Raw genomic sequence first — 18,643 nt, 5'->3', positions numbered from 1 at the left:
CCCGAAAGCAACACCATGTGGAACAACGTTCGCCAGCTCAATCTCGCCGCCAACGCCTTGCATGCGTTGCTGGTGCTCGCGCTGCTGGCGGCAGGCGGTTACTGGCTGATCCAGCGCCCGAATTTCGCGCTGCGCGAAATCAAGATCGACGGCGACACCGAGCACATCAATTCGCCGACGGTGCGCGCCGGCGTAGTCGGACGCTTGAAGGGCAACTTTTTCACGGTGGATCTCGACGTCGCGCGTCAGGCGTTCGAACAGATGCCGTGGGTGCGTCACGCGAGCGTGCGGCGCGTCTGGCCCAATGCGCTGGCTGTCACGCTCGAGGAGTACAAACCGCTTGGGACGTGGGGCAGCGATCAACTGGTGAGCGTCGACGGCGAGCTGTTCACCGCGAATCAGGGCGAGCTCGACCAGGAACTGCCCGCATTCGACGGCCCGGACGGCACGGCAAAGGAAGTCGTCGCGCGATATCGCGACTTCAAGAAGTGGTTTGCGCCTTTGGGCGCGACGCCGGATGAAGTGACGCTGTCGCCGCGCTACGCGTGGACGGTGAAACTGTCGAACGGCACGCAAGTGGAACTGGGGCGCGAACGCAATCAGGACACGCTGCTCGATCGCAGCCGGCGCCTGACTGCGGCGTGGAACGCGGTGACGCAACGTTGGGGAAAGGCTATCGAGTATGCGGACTTGCGCTATCCGAACGGTTTCGCGATTCGTGCCGCTGGCATGCGCTTTATCAGCGAACCCGACAAGGGCAAGAAGTAAACGGACATCACACGCAATGAGCACGCTATGAGTAAAGACTATAAAGATCTGCTGGTCGCCCTCGACATTGGGACGTCGAAGGTGGTGGCCATCGTCGCCGAGTTGAAGGGCGAGGGTCACTACGAGGTGATCGGTCTCGGCCAGAGCGAATCGAAAGGGCTCAAGAAGGGCGTGGTGGTGAACATCGAAGCCACCGTGCAGTCCATTCAGCGTGCGCTCGAAGAGGCCGAACTGATGGCCGACTGCAAGATCACCAACGTATTTACCGGGATCGCCGGCAGTCATATCCGCAGTTTCAATTCGAGCGGCATGGTGGCGATCAAGGAGAAGGAAGTCACGCAGACCGACGTGGCGCGCGTGATCGAGACGGCCAAGGCGATCAACATCCCGACCGATCAGCAGGTCCTGCACATCCTGACGCAGGAATTCATCATTGACGGCCAGGAGGACGTGCGCGAGCCGATCGGCATGAGCGGCATTCGTCTGGAAGTGAAGGTGCACATCGTGACCGGCGCGGTGAGCGCGGCGCAGAACATCGTGAAGTGCGTGCGCCGCTGCGGGCTCGAAGTGAACGATCTGATCTTGCAGCCGCTGGCGTCGTCGCTGGCGGTGCTGACGGAAGACGAAAAAGAACTCGGCGTGGTGCTGGTCGATATCGGCGGCGGCACGACGGACATCGCGATTTTCAGCGAAGGCGCGATTCGCCACACGGCGGTGATTCCCATCGCCGGCGACCAGATCACGAGCGACATCGCGATGGCCTTGCGCACGCCGACGCCGGACGCGGAAGACATCAAGGTCGATTACGGCATTGCCAAGCAGGCGTTGGCCGATCCGGACGAGATGATCGAAGTGCCGGGTCTTGGCGAGCGCGGTCCGCGCACGCTGTCGCGCCAGGCACTCGCAGCGGTGATCGAGCCGCGCGTCGAAGAACTGTTTTCGCTCGTGCAGCAGGTGGTGCGCGAGTCGGGTTACGAGGAACTGCTGAGCTCCGGCGTAGTGCTGACCGGCGGCGCGTCGATGATGCTCGGCATGGTCGAGCTCGGCGAGGACATTTTCCTGAAGCCGGTGCGCATCGGCGTGCCGGAATACGCAGGCGGTCTTGCGGACGTGGTACGCAACCCGCGTTATTCGACGGCGATGGGTCTGCTCTTCGAAGGACGCTCGCAACGGATGCGCGGCCGCAAGGTCGCGGTGCAGTCGGGGTCGATGGGACAGGTCTTCTCGAGAATGAAGGACTGGTTCCTCGGCAACTTCTAAAGATTACGAATCAGTTGACGAAATACGCGCTGGTGCCGGCGGCCGGCGCGCGACAGGGGGTTGCCCGATCTCCTGCCGAATAACGGCCGAGTGGCTGCAATTTTTTATCTTGACGGAGGCAACATGGAATTCCAGATGCTGGAAACCGAAACGAACGGCACCATCATCAAGGTGGTCGGAGTAGGTGGCGCTGGCGGCAATGCCGTTCAGCACATGATCAACAAGGGCGTACAAGGCGTCGACTTCATCGTGATGAACACGGACGCCCAGGCACTGTCGCGTTCGCGCGCAACTGCGGTGATCCAGCTCGGCAATACGGGTCTTGGCGCTGGTGCCAAGCCGGAAATGGGCCGCGCGGCAGCAGAAGAAGCACGTGAGCGCATCGCCGATGCACTGCTTGGCGCGCACATGGTGTTCATCACCGCGGGCATGGGTGGCGGCACGGGTACGGGAGCCGCGCCGGTGGTCGCGCAGATCGCCAAGGAAATGGGTATCTTGACTGTTGGCGTGGTCAGCAAGCCGTTCGAATTCGAAGGCGGCAAGCGCATGCGTGTGGCAGAAGCTGGTTCGCAGCAACTGGAGGATCACGTCGACTCGCTGATCGTCGTTCTGAACGACAAGCTGTTCGAGGTGATGGGCGATGACGCCGAAATGGACAAGTGCTTCCAGTGCGCCGACGACGTTCTGAACAACGCAGTAGCCGGTATCGCTGAAATCATCAACGTCGACGGTCTGGTGAACGTCGACTTCGAAGACGTGAAGACGGTGATGGGCGAGCAGGGCAAGGCGATGATGGGCACGGCGACGGTTGCCGGCGTCGATCGCGCGCGTCTGGCCGCCGAGCAGGCTGTCGCCAGCCCGCTGCTGGAAGGTGTGGATCTGTCGGGCGCGCGTGGCGTGCTGGTCAACATCACGTCGAGCCGTTCGCTGCGTCTGTCGGAAACGCGCGAAGTGATGAACACCATCAAGAGCTACGCTGCAGAAGATGCAACCGTGATCTTCGGCGCGGTGTACGACGATGCCATGGGCGACGCGCTGCGCGTGACAGTCGTGGCAACGGGTCTGGGCCGTGCGGCGAAGAAGCAGCAATCGGCACCGATGACGCTGCTGCGCACCGGCACGGACAACCAGCCGATCAGCACGATGCAACACGCTGCCTACGCACCGGCGCACGCCAGCACCGCCGATTACGGCGCGCTGGATACGCCGGCAGTGTGGCGCACGTCGCGCGACACGGCGGCTTCGCACGTGCAGGCGCTGCAGGAAAAAGGCGTCGATACGTACGACATTCCGGCGTTCCTGCGCAAGCAGGCGGACTGAGCGCGCGAGCAGGCTTTCGCTGCGGCGCGGTCTTCCAGCGCCGGCAGACGAATGCACGAGCGTGGCGGGTGAACGGCAAACAGGTCGCGTATCGTCAGATTCGCGGCAAGGACAAGTGCCCTCTTCGGATTCGCGAAGCGGATTGGGCGACTGTCGCCGGACGGCGGAGCCTTCAATCGGGCAATCGCTGCATTTCACTGCGACACGACAACGTGCGAGCGTGCTTCGCATCGATGCAAAGGACTGAGCATGATTCAAGTGGGTGAAAAGCTGCCCGACGCGACGCTCTTCGAGTTGGTCGAAGACGAGCGGGCGGGTTGCACGATCGGACCTAACAGCTTCGACGTGCGCGAGCAGACGGCGGGCAAGCGTGTGGTGATCTTCGGATTGCCGGGCGCGTTCACGCCGACCTGTTCGGCCAAGCATGTACCGGGTTACGTCGAGCACGCCGAGCAGTTGCGCGCTCTCGGCATCGACGAAATCTGGTGCGTGTCCGTCAACGACGCGTTCGTAATGGGCGTGTGGGGACGCGATCTGCACGCCTCGGGCAAGGTGCGCATGATGGCGGACGGCAGTGCGGCTTTTACACGAGCGCTCGGTCTCGAGCAGGATTTGTCGGCGCGTGGCATGGGAATCCGTTCCCAGCGCTACGCGATGGTGGTCGACGATGGCGTGGTCAAGACGTTGAACGTCGAGGCTGCCGGCAAATTCGAAGTCAGCGATGCAGGTAGTATTCTCGCTACGTTGAGCTAGTTGCTGTGCGTCGAGGCCTGCGCCCTGGACCTGCGCTGTAAGCGCGTTGTAGCAGGGCAACGGAGAATAAGACGCTTTTGTGACAGGCCGTTACGCGGGCCGATGACCGGGAACGCCTCCGTTCCGGACATCGGCCCGTCACGCTTTCCCTGACGGGCGCCCGTCGAGTAATGCAACGAAACAGATTGAAACGTACCGTGTTACGACGCTCCTTAGGGTATTGGAGTATAATGCGCGCTATGGAATAAAAAGTCCCGATTGGGATTTTCAATCGAATAGAAGATCACCATGCTGAAGCAGCGCACTATCAAATCGATCGTCAAGACAGTCGGCATCGGGCTGCACTCCGGCCGTAAAGTCGACCTGACGCTTCGCCCGGCGGTGCCGGATACCGGCATCGTGTTTTCGCGCGTGGATTTGCCCACGCCGGTGGATATTCCCGCGTCGGCGTTGGCGATCGGCGACACCCGCCTCGCTTCCGTTTTGCAGAAAGACGGCGCGCGCGTATCGACGGTCGAGCATTTGATGTCCGCGTGCGCGGGTCTTGGCATCGACAATCTGTATGTCGATGTCACCGCCGAAGAAATCCCGATCATGGACGGCAGTGCAGGGTCCTTCGTGTTTCTGATTCAATCGGCCGGCATCGAAGAACAGAACGCGGCGAAGAAATTCATCAAGGTCACCAAGCCGGTCGAAATTCGCGACGGCGACAAGTTCGCGCGCCTCGACCCGTATTTCGGTTTCAAGCTCAAATTCACGATCGATTTCCGTCACCCGGCTGTCGATAAGACCGGCCAGGCGCTGGAAGTGGATTTCGCCAATACGTCGTACGTGCGGGAAATTGCCCGGGCGCGCACGTTTGGCTTTGCGCATGAAGTGGAAACGATGCGTGAACTCGGTTTGGCGCGCGGCGGCAGCATGGATAACGCGATCGTGCTGGACGAATACCGCATTCTGAACAACGACGGCCTGCGTTACGACGACGAATTCGTGAAGCACAAGATGCTCGACGCAATCGGCGATCTGTACGTGGTCGGCCATCCGCTGCTGGCTTCGTACACGGCATACAAGTCGGGCCACGGGCTGAACAATGCGCTGCTGCGCGAGCTGCTGGCGCATGAAGATGCGTACGAAATTGTCACGTTCGACGACACCCAGAAGGCCCCGCGCGGCTTTGCGTACGAGACGCAGACAGCGTTTGCCTGACGTCTCTGGTCTTCGGCGCGGATTGTCCGAAGCGAACGGATGAAAAATAAGCGGCCCCTCTGGGCCGCTTATTTTTTGTTCAGCGATTTCTCCGATGCCGCGCGGCCATTTTCGCCAACGCCTCCTGCAATGGCGACGGGGCGAGCGATTCGGAGAGTGCGTGCAAGGCGTCCGCGCCAGCAGGCGTCATGCGTGCCTGCTTGACCGGCGGCGGTCCCTTGGCGGGCTGCGGCCGCACGCGAATCCGCAACGCATTAACCGGCCAGCCGCGCTGCTGCAGATCGGACAACAGCCGTGGCTCGAGATGCCGCAGGCGTGCCGCCAATGCGTTGTGTCCGGCAAACAGGGCCAGTACGCCTTCCTTAATGAAGCCCGGCTCGACGCTGGTTGCCAGATAGTCGGGCAGCAATTCGCGCAGATCCTTTTCGAGCGCGGCAATCTGCTCGACGCCCGCGCGCAGGGCCGCGAACGCGTCGGTGCGATTGAGCACTTCGGCGACGGGCTGCGGGCGGCGCGCGTTGAACTGCTTGGGCGGCGGCCTTGAAAAGGACGGAAAACGGCTCATGTTTGATAGTGACGGCGGGTTCGCGCCCAATGCGCGTTCACGCCGCGATTGTACCGCGCAGGATGCACGCGAACCCGCCCCGATGGGTGCCGTCGAAGGGCACTGCGGCGGGCTTTGGATCCATGTCGCCGTCGCACCGCTGACACAAGCGCGGGCGGGGGCGCGTGCTAAAATGCCCGATTCGAATTCACTCTTGGACTAAGCCGCCGAGGCATTTCCGACCCCGGAGCGCACGTGCATGAACTGCACGCCGCGAACCAGCCGAAGCCGCGACGCAGACACCGATCCGATGACCACCGGTTTCCTACAGAAGATTTTTGGCAGCCGCAACCAGCGGTTGGTCAAGCAATATCAAAAGACCGTCGCGGCGATCAATGCGCTCGAGCCGCAGATCGAGCAATTGACGGACGATCAACTGCGCGCCAAAACGGGTGAATTCCGCCAGCGCATCGCGAGCGGCGAGTCGCTCGACAAGCTCCTGCCGGAGGCTTTCGCGGTCTGCCGCGAGGCCAGCAAGCGGGTGCTGAAAATGCGCCACTTCGACGTGCAGCTGATTGGCGGCATGGTTCTGCACTACGGCAAGATCGGCGAAATGCGTACTGGCGAAGGCAAGACGCTGGTCGCCACGCTGCCGGTCTATCTGAATGCGCTGTCTGGGCGTGGCGTGCACGTCGTCACGGTGAACGATTACCTTGCACAGCGCGACGCCGAATGGATGGGGCGCCTTTACAACTTCCTCGGTCTGTCGGTCGGCATCAATTTGTCGCAGATGGATCACGCCGCGAAGCAGGAAGCGTACGCTGCGGACATCACGTACGGCACCAACAACGAATTCGGCTTCGACTACCTGCGCGACAACATGGTCTACGAGACCGATGCGCGTGTGCAGCGGGCGTTGAATTTCGCGGTGGTCGACGAGGTCGACTCGATCCTGATCGACGAAGCCCGTACGCCGCTGATCATCTCCGGCCAGGCCGAAGATCACACCGAACTGTACGTGCGCATGAACGCGCTGCCGCCGCTGCTCGAACGCCAGATCGGTGAAGAGAAAGCGGATGGCACCGGCGTCGAAAAGCCAGGCGACTACACGCTGGACGAGAAAGGCCGTCAAGTGTTCCTGACGGAATCGGGCCATGAAAAGGCCGAGCGCTTGCTCGGCGAGTGGGGTTTGATCGGCGAGGGCGAGAGCCTGTACGCGCCGCAGAACATCACGCTGATGCACCACGTGTACGCCGCGTTGCGCGCGCATACGCTGTTCTACAAAGACCAGCACTACGTGGTGCAAAACGGCGAAGTGATTATCGTCGACGAATTCACCGGCCGTCTGATGTCCGGCCGCCGCTGGTCCGACGGTCTGCACCAGGCCGTCGAGGCGAAGGAACACGTCAAGATCCAGAGCGAGAACCAGACGCTCGCGTCGATCACGTTCCAGAACTATTTCCGTATGTACGCGAAGCTGGCCGGTATGACCGGCACGGCCGACACCGAAGCGTATGAATTCAACGAGATCTACGGTCTCGAGACGGTCGTGATCCCGACCAACCGTGCGCCGAAGCGGATCGACAAGCAGGATCAGATCTACAAAACCGCGAAGGAACGCTACGACGCGGTGATTCGCGATATCCGCGATTGTTACGAGCGCGATCAGCCGGTGCTGGTCGGCACCACGTCGATCGAAAACTCCGAGCTGCTGTCGCATCTGCTGAAGCAGACCGGTTTGCCGCACGAAGTGCTGAACGCCAAGCAGCACGCGCGTGAAGCGGAGATCGTCGCAGAAGCGGGCCGTCCCAAGCGCATCACGATCGCCACCAACATGGCCGGTCGCGGTACCGACATCGTCCTGGGCGGCAATGCGGAAAAGCAGGCGTCCTTCATCGAACGGGACGAAACGGTCCCTGCGGACGAAAAACAGCGCCGCATCCAGAAGCTGCACGACGAGTGGCAGGCGCTGCACGATCAGGTGAAGGCCGCGGGCGGCCTGCACATCATCGGCACCGAGCGTCACGAATCGCGCCGGATCGACAACCAGTTGCGCGGCCGTGCCGGCCGTCAGGGCGACCCGGGCTCGTCGCGCTTCTATCTGTCGCTGGAAGATCCGCTGCTGCGCATTTTTGCCGGCGACCGCGTGCGCGCGATCATGGACCGCCTGAAGATGCCGGAAGGCGAAGCGATCGAAGCAGGCATCGTTTCGCGCTCGATTGAATCGGCGCAGCGCAAGGTCGAAGCGCGCAACTTCGACATTCGCAAGCAATTGCTCGAATACGACGATGTGTCGAATGATCAGCGCAAGGTGATCTATCAGCAACGCAATGAATTGCTCGAGGCGAATGACATCACGGAAACCATCGGCGCAATGCGTCATGGCGTGATCGGCGATATCGTTCACCAGTTCGTGCCGGCCGGCAGCATTGAAGAGCAATGGGACGTGCCCGAGTTGGAGGAAGTGCTGCGTAACGAATGGCAGCTCGACCTGGCGGTTCAGGAAATGATCAACGAGTCGAACTCGATCAGCTCGGACGAGATTCTCGACGCGGTGCAGGTCGCGGCGGACGAAGCGTACGAATCGAAGGTCGAACTCGTCGGCCGCGAATCGTTCAGCGCGTTCGAGCGCTCGATCATGCTTCAAACGCTTGACCGCAGCTGGCGCGAACATCTGGCGGCGCTCGATCACCTGCGTCAGGGTATCCATCTGCGCGGCTATGCGCAGAAGAATCCGAAGCAGGAGTACAAGCGCGAGGCATTCGAATTATTCGCGGCGATGCTCGACGCTGTGAAGCTCGAAGTCACACGCGTGGTGATGAACGTGCAGATCCAGTCGCCGGAACAGCTGGAGCAGGCTGCCGAGCAGTACGAAGAGCAGGGCAGCCACCTCGAAAACGTCGAGTTTCGTCACGCAGAATTTGCCGAAGCGGCAGCAGCGCCTGCCGCGGCGGAAGCGGCCACCGCCGCAATGATCGGCGAGGCAATGAGCCACGGCTCGTCGCATGCCGCAGCATCGGACGTTAGCATGGAGAATGTGCCGAAGGTCGGCCGCAACGACCCGTGCCCGTGCGGCAGCGGCAAGAAGTACAAGCAGTGCCACGGCAAGATCGCGTAAAGGCGAAGGCGGCGCGCTTCATGCGCGCCGCGTCGTTTTTTGCGGTGCTTTGCTGGTGATTTCGCGGTGACCCGGCAACACCCCCGGGCCATCAGTTTCCGATCCCTCGATGCCGGCGCCTGCCGGCATTTTCTTCGACAGGTCGCGACCATGGCTGTCAATTTCCCTTCGATCGATCCCGCTCAACTCCATCCTGTCGCCGGCGTTACGCTGGGCTGGGCGGAGGCGAATATCCGCAAGCCGAACCGCAAGGACGTGCTGGTCATTTCCGTTCCCGATGGCGCGACGGTGGCCGGCGCGTTCACGCAAAACCGCTTTTGCGCCGCGCCGGTGACGGTGTGCCGCGAGAATCTGGAGCGCGTGCGCGCAGGCGGAAAGCCGATTCGCGCACTGGTGATCAACACCGGCAACGCGAACGCGGGTACGGGCGAACCGGGGCTCGCGCATGCGCGCGAAACCTGCGCCGAACTCGCACGTCTGGCCGATATCGCGCCGGAGCAGGTGCTGCCGTTTTCGACGGGCGTGATTCTGGAACCGCTGCCGGTCGATCGTCTTAAGGCAGGCCTGCCTGCCGCGCTGGCAAACCGCAAGGAAGCCAACTGGTACGACGCCGCGCAGGCGATCATGACCACGGACACGCTGCCCAAAGCCACCTCGCGCCAGGTGACGATCGACGGCCATACGGTCACGCTCACGGGCATCAGCAAGGGTGCGGGCATGATCAAGCCGAACATGGCAACCATGCTCGGCTTCCTCGCGTTCGACGCCGCTGTCGCGCAACCGGTGCTCGACGCGCTGGTCAAGCACGTCGCGGACCGCTCTTTCAACTGCATCACGATCGACGGCGACACGTCGACCAATGATTCCTTCATCCTGATCGCGTCGGGCAAATCGAGCCTGCCGGCGGTCACCTCCATCGATTCGCCCGCTTATGCAGCGCTGCGCGACGCGGTGACCGAAGTCGCCCAAACCCTCGCGCAGCTGATCGTGCGCGATGGCGAAGGCGCGACGAAATTCATGACGGTGCACGTGGAAGGAGGTTCGAGCGTCGTCGAATGCCGACAGATCGCGTACGCGATCGGCCATTCGCCGCTCGTGAAAACGGCCTTCTATGCGTCGGACCCGAATCTCGGCCGCATTCTCGCGGCCATCGGCTATGCCGGCGTCGACGATCTCGATGTCGGCAAGATCGATCTGTATCTGGACGACGTTCTGGTCGCGACGGCCGGCGGCCGCAATCCGGCCTACCGTGAAGAAGACGGCCAGCGCGTCATGAAAAAGAGTGAGATCGGCATTCGTGTCGTGCTCGGTCGCGGTGACGCGCAAGCCACGATCTGGACGTGCGATCTGTCGCACGACTATGTGAGCATCAACGCCGACTATCGTTCGTAACCAGGTTCATTACGCGGTTTCCAACCGCTTATTTCACCGCCATGGACAAACTCGAACAGTTTCTGAGCCGGGCCGAAGCCGTGCTCGGCCGTCTCGAAGCGATGCTTCCGCCTACCGCACCGGATATCGACTGGTCAGCCGCGCTCGCCTTTCGCTGGCGCAAGCGTCAGGGGCGCGGCTATCTGCAGCCGGTGCCCGCCATCTCGGCGATCACGCTCGACGACCTGCAAAACATCGATCGCCAGAAAGGGCTGATCGAGCAGAACACGCGTCAATTTGTGCACAAGCAGCCGGCCAACAACGTGTTGCTGACGGGCGCACGCGGCACTGGCAAGTCGTCGCTGATCAAGGCTTGTCTGAACGCGTACGCGAAAGACGGCCTGCGTCTGATCGAGGTGGATAAAGACGATCTGCACGATCTCGGCGATATCGTCGATCTGATCGCGCAGCGGCCGGAGCGCTTCGTGGTGTTCTGCGACGACCTGTCGTTCGAAGATGGCGAATCGGGCTACAAGGCGCTGAAGGTGGCGCTCGACGGTTCGATCGCCGCGCAGTCGGACAACGTGCTGATCTACGCGACGTCGAACCGCCGCCATCTGCTGCCCGAGTACATGAGCGACAACGAGACGTACAAGCACATGGCCGACGGAGAGATCCATCCGGGCGAACTGGTCGAAGAAAAGATCTCGCTGTCCGAGCGTTTCGGGCTGTGGGTCAGCTTCTATCCGTTCAAGCAGGACGACTACCTGTCGATCATCGGCCACTGGCTTCGCCATTTCGGCTGTGACGACGCGGAAGTCGAAGCGGCGCGCGGCGACGCGCTGGTGTGGGCGCTGGAGCGCGGTTCGCGCTCGGGGCGCGTCGCGTGGCAGTTCGCTCGCGACTGGTCGGGCCGGAAGACCCCGGTATGAGCGACGCGCAAAAGAATGCTGACGGGCGGCCGGTGACGGAAGTCGCCGTTGGCGTGCTGATTCAGCCGGACGGACGCTATTTGCTGGCGCAGCGCCCGGCTGGCAAGCCGTACGAGGGCTACTGGGAGTTTCCGGGCGGCAAGCTGGAAGCGGGCGAGTCGGTCGAGGCAGCGCTCGCTCGCGAGTTGCACGAGGAGCTGGGGATCGACGTCAAGGCGAGCCACCTTTGGCACACCCTCGAGCACGATTACCCGCATGCTTATGTGCGGCTGTTTTTCTGCAAAGTGACGCACTGGACCGGTGAGCCGCACGGGCGTGAGGGCCAGGCGTTCGTCTGGCAGGCACTGCCCGCGGATGTTGCACCGTTATTGCCGGCGACGATTCCGGTGCTGGAATGGCTCGCGGCTGAGAAAAAGTAGAAGAATGGAGCGCGGTTGCGGGCGCTGCATTAGCTACGTTGGGCCGCGTGACCCAACGTAGCGCTGTTGCACTCAGTGCGGGTTGTAGTCCCCGCCAGGCGATTCATCGGATGAAGCTTCTTTATCCGTGCCGCCGATCTTGTACTTCTCGGCGGCCCAGGCGCCGAGGTCGATCTGCTTGCAACGATCCGAGCAGAACGGGCGGAAGCGGCTCTCAGGGGTCCAGCGGACATCCTTTCCGCAAGTGGGACATTTGACGACAGTAGGCATACGGTCAGGCAGTCAATTGCAAATGGAACATGTTTCGAATATAGGGGATTTCGCGCCGCGTTAAAGGCGCGCCCCGTGCTTCGGTTTTACAAGGCGGACATTACAGGCTGCACAAGGTGAGCTGAAATGGCACGTCGACATCCACTGCGCGCGGGCGCAAATCGCCGTCCTGCACCGTGAAACGCACCCACAGCATGTACTTGTTGGCACTTGCCTCGGGGATGACACGCAATTCGGGTGCCACCCGCACCTGCATCAATTGATAGGAACGGCCTGACAGCATCTGCTGATAGCTGCCCTGCATCGCCATCACTTTGGACGCCTGGCCCGATTCGCGCGCGAGACGCAAGACGATTGTGGCTGCGTCGCGCAGCGGCAGCAGCGGTGTGACCCACTTGGCGATGTCCTGGCGGCGCTGATCGGGATGCGTTTGCTGCCACGCGTAGTACGAAGGCAAATCGAACTTGCAGGTGCCGCCCGGGATGATCGCGCGGCTGCGGATGCTGGCGAGCCACTCGTTGTCTGCAAGATGCTGGCCGGTTTTGCCCTGCATCTGCGCAAGCCCCGCCAAGGTCTGTTCGATTTCGCCGAGCACGGCTTCGAGCGCATTCTGTTCGATGCCCGGATTGCCGCGGAACGGCGCCAGCGTTTGCCGTTGCCGCTCGAGTTCCTTCATCAGATCCGACTTCAGATCCGCGCGCCCCGCGACTTCAGAGATTTCGAACAACGTGGTCAGTGCGACGTGATGTTCCCTGGCATCTTCCTGAGTCAGAAAGAACGTGAAGCGCTCGAACAGATCTTCGAGGCGCAATAGCGTCCGGATTCGCTCGTTGAAGGGATACTCGTAAAGGATCAAGCGGGCTCGCCTCGGGCGTGGTCGGTGACGGGAATGTAAAACATTCTAATGCCGTGAGACTACCCTAGCAATCTCGCACTTTTTCAGCACGCACTCGCAACTTTTTTCACGTGTGTCAGGCAGTTTTCTGCGTGCTTCGGATCTCGCCGTGCTGCAAAGTTCAATGGTTCAACGCGGAGTGCGCACCAAAGTGCGCATGTTGCGTGCCGCTCATGCGCGCTCGCTGCTCAAGCGCCTGCGAGCGCCAAATACGCGCGATGCTGCGCGTCGACCTGCGCCACGAGCGCATCGAGCGGCACGTTGTCGTTGTCGATCACGTCGTCGGCTGCGGCGAGGCGCGCTTCGCGCGTGGCCTGCCGGGCGATGATCGCCAGCACCTGTTCGCGGCTGAACGCGTTGCGGCGCATCACGCGCGAGATTTGCGTTTCGACACTGCAATCGACTGTCAGCACGCGATTCACACGGCTCGTCCAGCTACCCGACTCGACCAGCAGCGGGACGACCACGATCACATACGGCCCGTGCGCCTCGCGCTGCTCGCGCTCGGTCTCCGCGCGAATCAACGGGTGCGTGATGCCTTCGAGGCGCTTGCGCGCGCCGTCGTCGCTGAACACCAGGGTGCGCATGCGGGCGCGGTCGAGCGAGCCGTCCGACGCGACGAACGAGTCGCCGAACTCGGCGGCGATCTGCGGCATCGCAATGCCTTGCGGCGCGGTGATGCGGTGCGCGATCAGGTCCGTATCGACGAGCGGCACGCCGCGCACGGCGAACAGATCCGCCACGGTCGATTTGCCGCTGCCGATGCCGCCGGTCAGTCCCACAGCGAACATGCCTCAGCCTCCCAGAGCCAGATAAAGCGGTGTGCCTAGAAACAGCGTAACAGCACCGCCCGCGGCTAGAAACGGGCCGAACGGCAGCGGTTCTTCAAAGCGCATGCGTCCACGCCACGTTGCCGCGAGACCGACCACCGCGCCGGCGACTGCCGCGATCAGCACGATCTGCGGCAGCGCGGCCCAGCCAAGCCACGCGCCGAGCGCGGCCAGCAGTTTGAAATCGCCATAGCCCATGCCTTCGACTCCGCGCACCAACCGGAACAGCCAGTGCACGACCCACAGTACCAGGTAGCCGAAGATCGCGCCCAGCACCGCATCGTGCAGGCTCGCGAACATGCCGTTGAAGTTGACGATCAGACCTGCCCACAACAGCGGCAGTGTCATGGAGTCCGGCAGCAGATGGGTGTCGATGTCGATCGCGCTCATCGCCAGCAACGCAGCGCACAGGCCGAAAGCGGCGAGCGCCATGCCGGTCGGGCCATACAGCGCGAGCGCGCCTGCCGCGCAGGCGGCGCTGGCGATTTCGAGCAACGGGTAGCGCAGGTTCACGCGTCTCTTGCATGCGGAGCAGCGCCCGCGCAGGAGCAGATAACTCAGCACCGGCAGGTTCTCCCAGGCGCTCAGCACGTGGCCGCAGTGCGGGCAGGCGCTGCGCGGCACCCACAGGTTGTAGCGCGCGGGCAGGCCGTCTTCCTCGAGCGGTTTGTCGGTTGCCTCGCTGACTTCCTCGCGCCATGCACGCTCGAGCATGATCGGCACGCGATGCACGACCACGTTGAGGAAACTGCCGATCACGAGGCCGAACACGATGGCGAATGCAATCTGCAGTCCGGCCGGCAGACTGCCGAACGCGAGGCTGAGTCCGGCTGCGAAGTGGCCGGGCAGCAAGCCCGAAAGCACGCTGGAAGAAGTTTCTGACACGAGTTGGGCGGTAGCCTGCATGGCGAAAGAGTTGGATTCGGCTGCGATGCTACACCACGTTGCCGAGTTGAATAATGGGAAGATACATCGCGATTACAAGGCCGCCGACCAGTGTACCGAGCACGATGATGACGAGCGGCTCGCACAGGCTCGACAGCGTGCCGATCTTTTCGTCTACCTGACGATCGCTTAGAGATGCTATGTCGATCAGCATCGTATCGAGCGCGCCGGATTCTTCGGCAACCGCCACCGGCTGGACGACCTCCGGCGGAAAACAGAGCGCCGCGCGCATCGCCGCGGCGAGCCGTTCGCCGCGCCGCAGCCGCGCGGCAATATCCGCGGTGGCGCGGTCGAAGAATGCGTTGCCGGTAGCGTGCGTCAATGAATCGAATGCGTCGGCGAGCGGCGTGCCGGCCGACAGCAGCGTGCCGAGCGCGCGGCTCCAGCGGGCGGCGCATAACGTGCCCAGCAACGGACCGGCGACCGGTATCCTCAGCGACAGGCGGGCGAAGGAGATGCGTACCGCTTCGGAACGCCGTTGCAGCAGCGTCACGGCCCAGGCCGCAGCGAAACACATGACCACCACGGGTAGGCTCCAGCGCGCTGCAGCGGATGAGAGCGCCAGCACGAACTGCGTCGGTGCGGGCAGCTTCGCGCCGAAGCCGTCGAAGATCTGCTTGAAGGTGGGGACGACCCATATCAGCAACGCTGCGGTAATCACAATCGCGAGCAGCAGAATCGCCACCGGATAGGTCAGCGCCGCTCGCACCTTGGCACGCTGCGCGGCGGCGCGTTCGCGGTCGTCGGCGAGCCGGGCGAGGACCGTTGCCAATGCGCCGGCCGCTTCGCCGACCTCGACGAGCTGGCAGTACAACGCATTGAATTGCGCCGGATGCCGCTGCAACGCCGCCGAAAAACGCAGGCCGGCGGTGATATCACGCGCCAGCGTGCCGACGATCCGCGGCATGCCGGGCTGACGTGAACTCTGCGTCTGGGCGAGAAGGTCGAGCGCGGGCGCGAGCGGCAAACCGGCGCGCAGCAGACTGGCAAGCTGGCGGGTGAAGATCGTGACGTCGGCGGCGCGCGTTTTGGGGCGCGGCGCGGGCCCGCGGGCCGTCAGTTCGACGATGAACAGTTTGTCGCGCTTGAGCAGCGCTCGCGCGGCATCGGCGTCCGGCGCAATGAGAGCGCCGTTTTTCTGGACGCCGTCGGCGTCGACGCCGCGCCATCGGAAACGCAGATCGGCCGACGCGGGCTGAGGAGGTGTGGCGGCGATCATGCGACTTCGGTTGCGGCAAGCGCTTCGGCGAGACTCGTGGTGCCGTCGCGGACGCGGGCCAACGCCGCGTCGCGTAGCGTGGGCACCCGTTCGGCCTGCGCGAGGCGGGCAAGCTCGTGCGTGCTCGCGCTTGTCACGATCAGCTCGCGCATTGCATCGGAGATTGGCATCACCTGGTGAACCCCGACGCGGCCCCGGTAGCCGATGCCGTGGCAGGCCGCGCATCCGCTCGCGGCATACGGCTGCCAGCCGTCGAGCTGGTGGCCGGCAAAACCTGCTGCTCGCAGCGCCGCCGCCGATTGCGGCGCCGGTGCGCGGCACGCCGGACAAAGCCGCCGCACGAGCCGCTGCGCCGTCACCATCCGCAGCGCGGCGGCGAGGTTGTACGGCTCGACGCCGATGTCGATCAGGCGCGCGACGGCAGCAGGGGCGTCGTTCGTATGCAGGGTGGACAGCACCAGGTGGCCGGTTTGCGCGGCCTTTACGGCGACGTCGGCGGTTTCGTCGTCGCGGATTTCACCGACCATGATCACGTCCGGGTCCTGACGCAGAAACGCGCGCAACGCCACCGCGAAGGTCAGTCCCGCCTTTTCGCGCACGCTGACCTGATTGATTCCCGCCAATTGAATCTCAGCCGGATCTTCGACCGAACAGAGATTGCGCGCCTCGACATTGAGCAGTTGCAGAAAGCAATACAGCGACAGCGTTTTGCCGCTGCCAGTCGGGCCGGTGACGAGCACGAGGCCGTGCGGCGCGCGGATTGCGGCGTCCACCGCTTTGCGCTGTTGCGGATCGAGGCCGAGAGAGTCGAGCGAAAGGTCGGCGGGCAGCGCGTCGAGCCTGCGTAACACCAGCTTTTCACCGAACAGGGTAGGCAGCGAGTTGACGCGATAGTCTTCCGTCCGGCCGGGCGACGCGGCGATACGCAGCCGGCCGTCCTGCGGCACCCGCCTCTCGGCGATGTCCATGCGCGCCAGCACTTTCACGCGCGTGATGAACGCGTCGCGCAAATGCGCTGCAGGCGCGGGGATCTCGTGCAGCACGCCGTCGATCCGCAAACGCACGCGCCAGCCGTGCTCCGCCGGTTCGATGTGCAGGTCCGACGCGTTGCGGCGGATCGCTTCCTGCAACGTGTCGGCCAGCAGCCGGACGGCAGGAGCGTCGCCGGGATCGGGGAGGTTTGTGCCGGCTTGCGCCGCGAACGCGTTGGGCTTCGGTTTGGCGGCGATATCGCTATTGAACGCGATGGGCCGCAACGCCGGCGCCGCAGCTTGAAAAGAATCTTGCATGAGGGACCGGTGATGAGCCGCCTGTAGAACACGACGACTTCATCATCCGGTAAGGCGGCGCTCGCCGCCATTCAGCCGATCGGCTAATGGCGCGCGTTGTGCCCGTGTGCGATGCTGCAGCGTGCAGGACTCAGCTGCGCGCCGCTTTCGTGGCTTTCGCGCCCGCGCGCGTGGGTGGCCTGAACAGCTTGACGGTGCGGATCGCCTGATCGTCGCTGCGCATCACTTCGAGTTTCACGTCGCCGATCTGCACGCACATGTCGCCGTCGGGGATGTCTTCGAGAATTTCGAGGATCAGGCCGTTGAGCGTTTTCGGTCCGTCGGTGGGCAGCGTGAGATGCAGCCAGCGGTTCAGTTCGCGCAGCGGCATGCTGCCCGCGACGATGCATTCGCCGGTCTCGTTCCAGCCGCCGCGCGAATTGGCGCCACGCGGAATCGACGTGGTGAATTCGCCGATCAGTTCTTCGATGATGTCTTCCGGCGTGATCAGCCCCTGTAGCTCGCCGTACTCGTTGACGACCAGCGCCGTGCGATGACGGCTTTCCTGGAAGTACTGCAGCTGCTGGAACACTGGCGTGCCGGTCGGCACGAAATACGGCTCGGCCAGCAATTCGCGCAGCGTTTCGCGCTCCAGTTCCTGGTTGTGCAGCGCTGCCAGCGTCTTGCGTACGTGCAATACGCCAAGTACCCGGTCAATATCGCCCTGATAGACGATCAGCTTGTTGTGATAGCAGGTTTCGAGCTGATGCAGGATCTGCTCGAATGGCGCGTCGAAGTCGAGCGCTTCAATCCGGCGGCGCGGGATCATCACGTCGTCGACGGAAATGTTTTCGAGGTCGAACAGGTTCAGCAGAATGCTGCGGTGTTTGGTGGGCATGAAGCTGCCCGATTCGAGCACGATGGTGCGAAGCTCTTCGGTGGAAAGACGCTGGTCGTGCGCGCCCTTGGTGTTGATATGCAGCACCTGCAGCATGCCGTTTGCGATCAGATTGACGAACCAGACGAGCGGCCTCGTGACGCGCATCATCGGCGCGATCAGCAGGCTGGCCGGCAGCGCTATCTTTTCCGGGAACGTCGCGCCGACGATTTTCGGCGTGATCTCCGCGAACACAATGATCAGAAACGCAACGATGCCGGTCGCGATCGACAGCACCAGGTTGTTACGGCCGAATGTGTGCAGCGCGATCGAGGTGGTGAGCACCGGGATGATCGTGTTGAACAGATTGTTGCCGATCAGGACGACGCTCAACAGCTGGTCGGTGCGCGCGAGCAGACCTTGCGTGGTCTTTGCGCCGAGCACGTTCTGATTGGCAAGATGTTTCAGGCGATGGCGGTTGATCGCCATCATCGCCGTTTCGGAAATCGAAAAGAAACTGGAGCAGACGAGCAGCAGAAAGACAGCGCCAATCTGCGCCCATAAGGGAAGTTGTTCCACGCGTCGTGAAGGATAGGGGACAGGATGGAGAGAATATAGCAGAGGGGGCCGTGCGAGCCGCCTGGCCGG

The 18,643-nt window shown here is 62.9% G+C and carries 17 protein-coding genes; 9 read left to right on the top strand and 8 right to left on the bottom strand.

Annotated features, from left to right (window positions below; genetic code table 11):
* Window positions 1-15 precede the first annotated feature (15 nt).
* From DLM46_RS02725 to lpxC, 5 genes are all read left to right on the top strand, one after another.
* Complete coding sequence (locus DLM46_RS02725) at window positions 16-768, top strand: cell division protein FtsQ/DivIB (protein ID WP_115099192.1); 753 nt, start codon at window positions 16-18, stop codon at window positions 766-768.
* 27 nt (window positions 769-795) lie between these two features.
* Window positions 796-2,028 (top strand): cell division protein FtsA, encoded by a 1,233-nt coding sequence (gene ftsA / locus DLM46_RS02720; RefSeq protein ID WP_115099190.1) that lies wholly within the window; start codon window positions 796-798, stop codon window positions 2,026-2,028.
* A 123-nt stretch (window positions 2,029-2,151) separates the two neighbouring features.
* Window positions 2,152-3,348 carry a cell division protein FtsZ gene (gene ftsZ, locus DLM46_RS02715; RefSeq protein WP_115099188.1) on the top strand — a complete coding sequence of 399 codons (1,197 nt, stop codon included), beginning with the start codon at window positions 2,152-2,154 and terminating at the stop codon, window positions 3,346-3,348.
* A 249-nt stretch (window positions 3,349-3,597) separates the two neighbouring features.
* A complete protein-coding gene (locus tag DLM46_RS02710) occupies window positions 3,598-4,101 on the top strand; it encodes a peroxiredoxin (RefSeq protein WP_115099186.1) in 504 nt (167 codons plus the stop codon).
* Between the two features lie 288 nt (window positions 4,102-4,389).
* A complete protein-coding gene (gene lpxC, locus DLM46_RS02705) occupies window positions 4,390-5,307 on the top strand; it encodes a UDP-3-O-acyl-N-acetylglucosamine deacetylase (RefSeq protein WP_115099184.1) in 918 nt (305 codons plus the stop codon).
* 79 nt (window positions 5,308-5,386) lie between these two features.
* Here the strand turns inward: lpxC and DLM46_RS02700 are convergent, their stop codons facing one another.
* Complete coding sequence (locus DLM46_RS02700) at window positions 5,387-5,872, bottom strand: DciA family protein (protein ID WP_115099183.1); 486 nt, start codon at window positions 5,870-5,872, stop codon at window positions 5,387-5,389.
* A 289-nt stretch (window positions 5,873-6,161) separates the two neighbouring features.
* Here DLM46_RS02700 and secA point away from each other — a divergent pair, with 289 nt between their 5' ends.
* The 4 genes from secA (at window position 6,162) to DLM46_RS02680 (ending at window position 11,691) form a co-directional block, all read left to right on the top strand.
* Window positions 6,162-8,969 (top strand): preprotein translocase subunit SecA, encoded by a 2,808-nt coding sequence (gene secA / locus DLM46_RS02695; RefSeq protein ID WP_115099282.1) that lies wholly within the window; start codon window positions 6,162-6,164, stop codon window positions 8,967-8,969.
* 150 nt (window positions 8,970-9,119) lie between these two features.
* Entirely contained in the window at window positions 9,120-10,361 is a 1,242-nt protein-coding gene (gene argJ, locus DLM46_RS02690) for a bifunctional glutamate N-acetyltransferase/amino-acid acetyltransferase ArgJ (RefSeq protein WP_115099181.1), read from the top strand.
* 41 nt (window positions 10,362-10,402) lie between these two features.
* Window positions 10,403-11,272 (top strand): ATP-binding protein, encoded by an 870-nt coding sequence (locus tag DLM46_RS02685; protein WP_115099179.1) that lies wholly within the window; start codon window positions 10,403-10,405, stop codon window positions 11,270-11,272.
* Window positions 11,269-11,691 (top strand): NUDIX domain-containing protein, encoded by a 423-nt coding sequence (locus DLM46_RS02680; protein WP_115099177.1) that lies wholly within the window; start codon window positions 11,269-11,271, stop codon window positions 11,689-11,691. Before DLM46_RS02685 ends, DLM46_RS02680 begins: the two co-directional genes overlap by 4 nt.
* 72 nt (window positions 11,692-11,763) lie before the next feature.
* Here the strand turns inward: DLM46_RS02680 and yacG are convergent, their stop codons facing one another.
* From yacG to DLM46_RS02645, 7 genes are all read right to left on the bottom strand, one after another.
* A complete protein-coding gene (gene yacG / locus DLM46_RS02675) occupies window positions 11,764-11,961 on the bottom strand; it encodes a DNA gyrase inhibitor YacG (RefSeq protein ID WP_115099175.1) in 198 nt (65 codons plus the stop codon).
* 100 nt (window positions 11,962-12,061) lie between these two features.
* Window positions 12,062-12,817, bottom strand: a complete 756-nt coding sequence (gene zapD, locus DLM46_RS02670; protein WP_115099173.1) for a cell division protein ZapD — start codon at window positions 12,815-12,817, stop codon at window positions 12,062-12,064.
* A 227-nt stretch (window positions 12,818-13,044) separates the two neighbouring features.
* Window positions 13,045-13,647 (bottom strand): dephospho-CoA kinase, encoded by a 603-nt coding sequence (coaE, locus tag DLM46_RS02665; protein WP_115099171.1) that lies wholly within the window; start codon window positions 13,645-13,647, stop codon window positions 13,045-13,047.
* A 3-nt stretch (window positions 13,648-13,650) separates the two neighbouring features.
* On the bottom strand, window positions 13,651-14,592 hold the full coding sequence (locus DLM46_RS02660; RefSeq protein WP_115099169.1) for a prepilin peptidase: 942 nt from the start codon (window positions 14,590-14,592) through the stop codon (window positions 13,651-13,653).
* Between the two features lie 28 nt (window positions 14,593-14,620).
* A complete protein-coding gene (locus DLM46_RS02655) occupies window positions 14,621-15,850 on the bottom strand; it encodes a type II secretion system F family protein (protein ID WP_115099167.1) in 1,230 nt (409 codons plus the stop codon).
* Entirely contained in the window at window positions 15,847-17,139 is a 1,293-nt protein-coding gene (locus tag DLM46_RS02650) for a GspE/PulE family protein (RefSeq protein ID WP_115099165.1), read from the bottom strand. The genes DLM46_RS02655 and DLM46_RS02650 overlap by 4 nt, the downstream gene beginning before the upstream one ends.
* Before the next feature lie 130 nt (window positions 17,140-17,269).
* Window positions 17,270-18,574: an HlyC/CorC family transporter gene (locus tag DLM46_RS02645; RefSeq protein ID WP_208866226.1), complete on the bottom strand. Its 1,305-nt coding sequence runs from the start codon at window positions 18,572-18,574 to the stop codon at window positions 17,270-17,272.
* Window positions 18,575-18,643: the final 69 nt, after the last annotated feature.

Source organism: Paraburkholderia lacunae (assembly GCF_003353175.1).
GTDB lineage: Bacteria > Pseudomonadota > Gammaproteobacteria > Burkholderiales > Burkholderiaceae > Paraburkholderia > Paraburkholderia lacunae.
The sequence above is the reverse complement of the archived record's forward strand: the minus strand, read 5'-3'. Positions and strand labels throughout refer to the sequence as shown.

What these genes read in the sequence shown, in the direction of transcription:
- DLM46_RS02725 (WP_115099192.1), top strand. Translation starts at nt 16, where the DNA reads ATGTGGAACAACGTTCGCCAGCTCAATCTCGCCGCCAACGCCTTGCAT.
- ftsA (WP_115099190.1), top strand. Translation starts at nt 796, where the DNA reads ATGAGTAAAGACTATAAAGATCTGCTGGTCGCCCTCGACATTGGGACG.
- ftsZ (WP_115099188.1), top strand. Translation starts at nt 2,152, where the DNA reads ATGGAATTCCAGATGCTGGAAACCGAAACGAACGGCACCATCATCAAG.
- DLM46_RS02710 (WP_115099186.1), top strand. Translation starts at nt 3,598, where the DNA reads ATGATTCAAGTGGGTGAAAAGCTGCCCGACGCGACGCTCTTCGAGTTG.
- lpxC (WP_115099184.1), top strand. Translation starts at nt 4,390, where the DNA reads ATGCTGAAGCAGCGCACTATCAAATCGATCGTCAAGACAGTCGGCATC.
- DLM46_RS02700 (WP_115099183.1), bottom strand. Translation starts at nt 5,872, where the DNA reads ATGAGCCGTTTTCCGTCCTTTTCAAGGCCGCCGCCCAAGCAGTTCAAC.
- secA (WP_115099282.1), top strand. Translation starts at nt 6,162, where the DNA reads ATGACCACCGGTTTCCTACAGAAGATTTTTGGCAGCCGCAACCAGCGG.
- argJ (WP_115099181.1), top strand. Translation starts at nt 9,120, where the DNA reads ATGGCTGTCAATTTCCCTTCGATCGATCCCGCTCAACTCCATCCTGTC.
- DLM46_RS02685 (WP_115099179.1), top strand. Translation starts at nt 10,403, where the DNA reads ATGGACAAACTCGAACAGTTTCTGAGCCGGGCCGAAGCCGTGCTCGGC.
- DLM46_RS02680 (WP_115099177.1), top strand. Translation starts at nt 11,269, where the DNA reads ATGAGCGACGCGCAAAAGAATGCTGACGGGCGGCCGGTGACGGAAGTC.
- yacG (WP_115099175.1), bottom strand. Translation starts at nt 11,961, where the DNA reads ATGCCTACTGTCGTCAAATGTCCCACTTGCGGAAAGGATGTCCGCTGG.
- coaE (WP_115099171.1), bottom strand. Translation starts at nt 13,647, where the DNA reads ATGTTCGCTGTGGGACTGACCGGCGGCATCGGCAGCGGCAAATCGACC.
- DLM46_RS02660 (WP_115099169.1), bottom strand. Translation starts at nt 14,592, where the DNA reads ATGCAGGCTACCGCCCAACTCGTGTCAGAAACTTCTTCCAGCGTGCTT.
- DLM46_RS02655 (WP_115099167.1), bottom strand. Translation starts at nt 15,850, where the DNA reads ATGATCGCCGCCACACCTCCTCAGCCCGCGTCGGCCGATCTGCGTTTC.
- DLM46_RS02650 (WP_115099165.1), bottom strand. Translation starts at nt 17,139, where the DNA reads ATGCAAGATTCTTTTCAAGCTGCGGCGCCGGCGTTGCGGCCCATCGCG.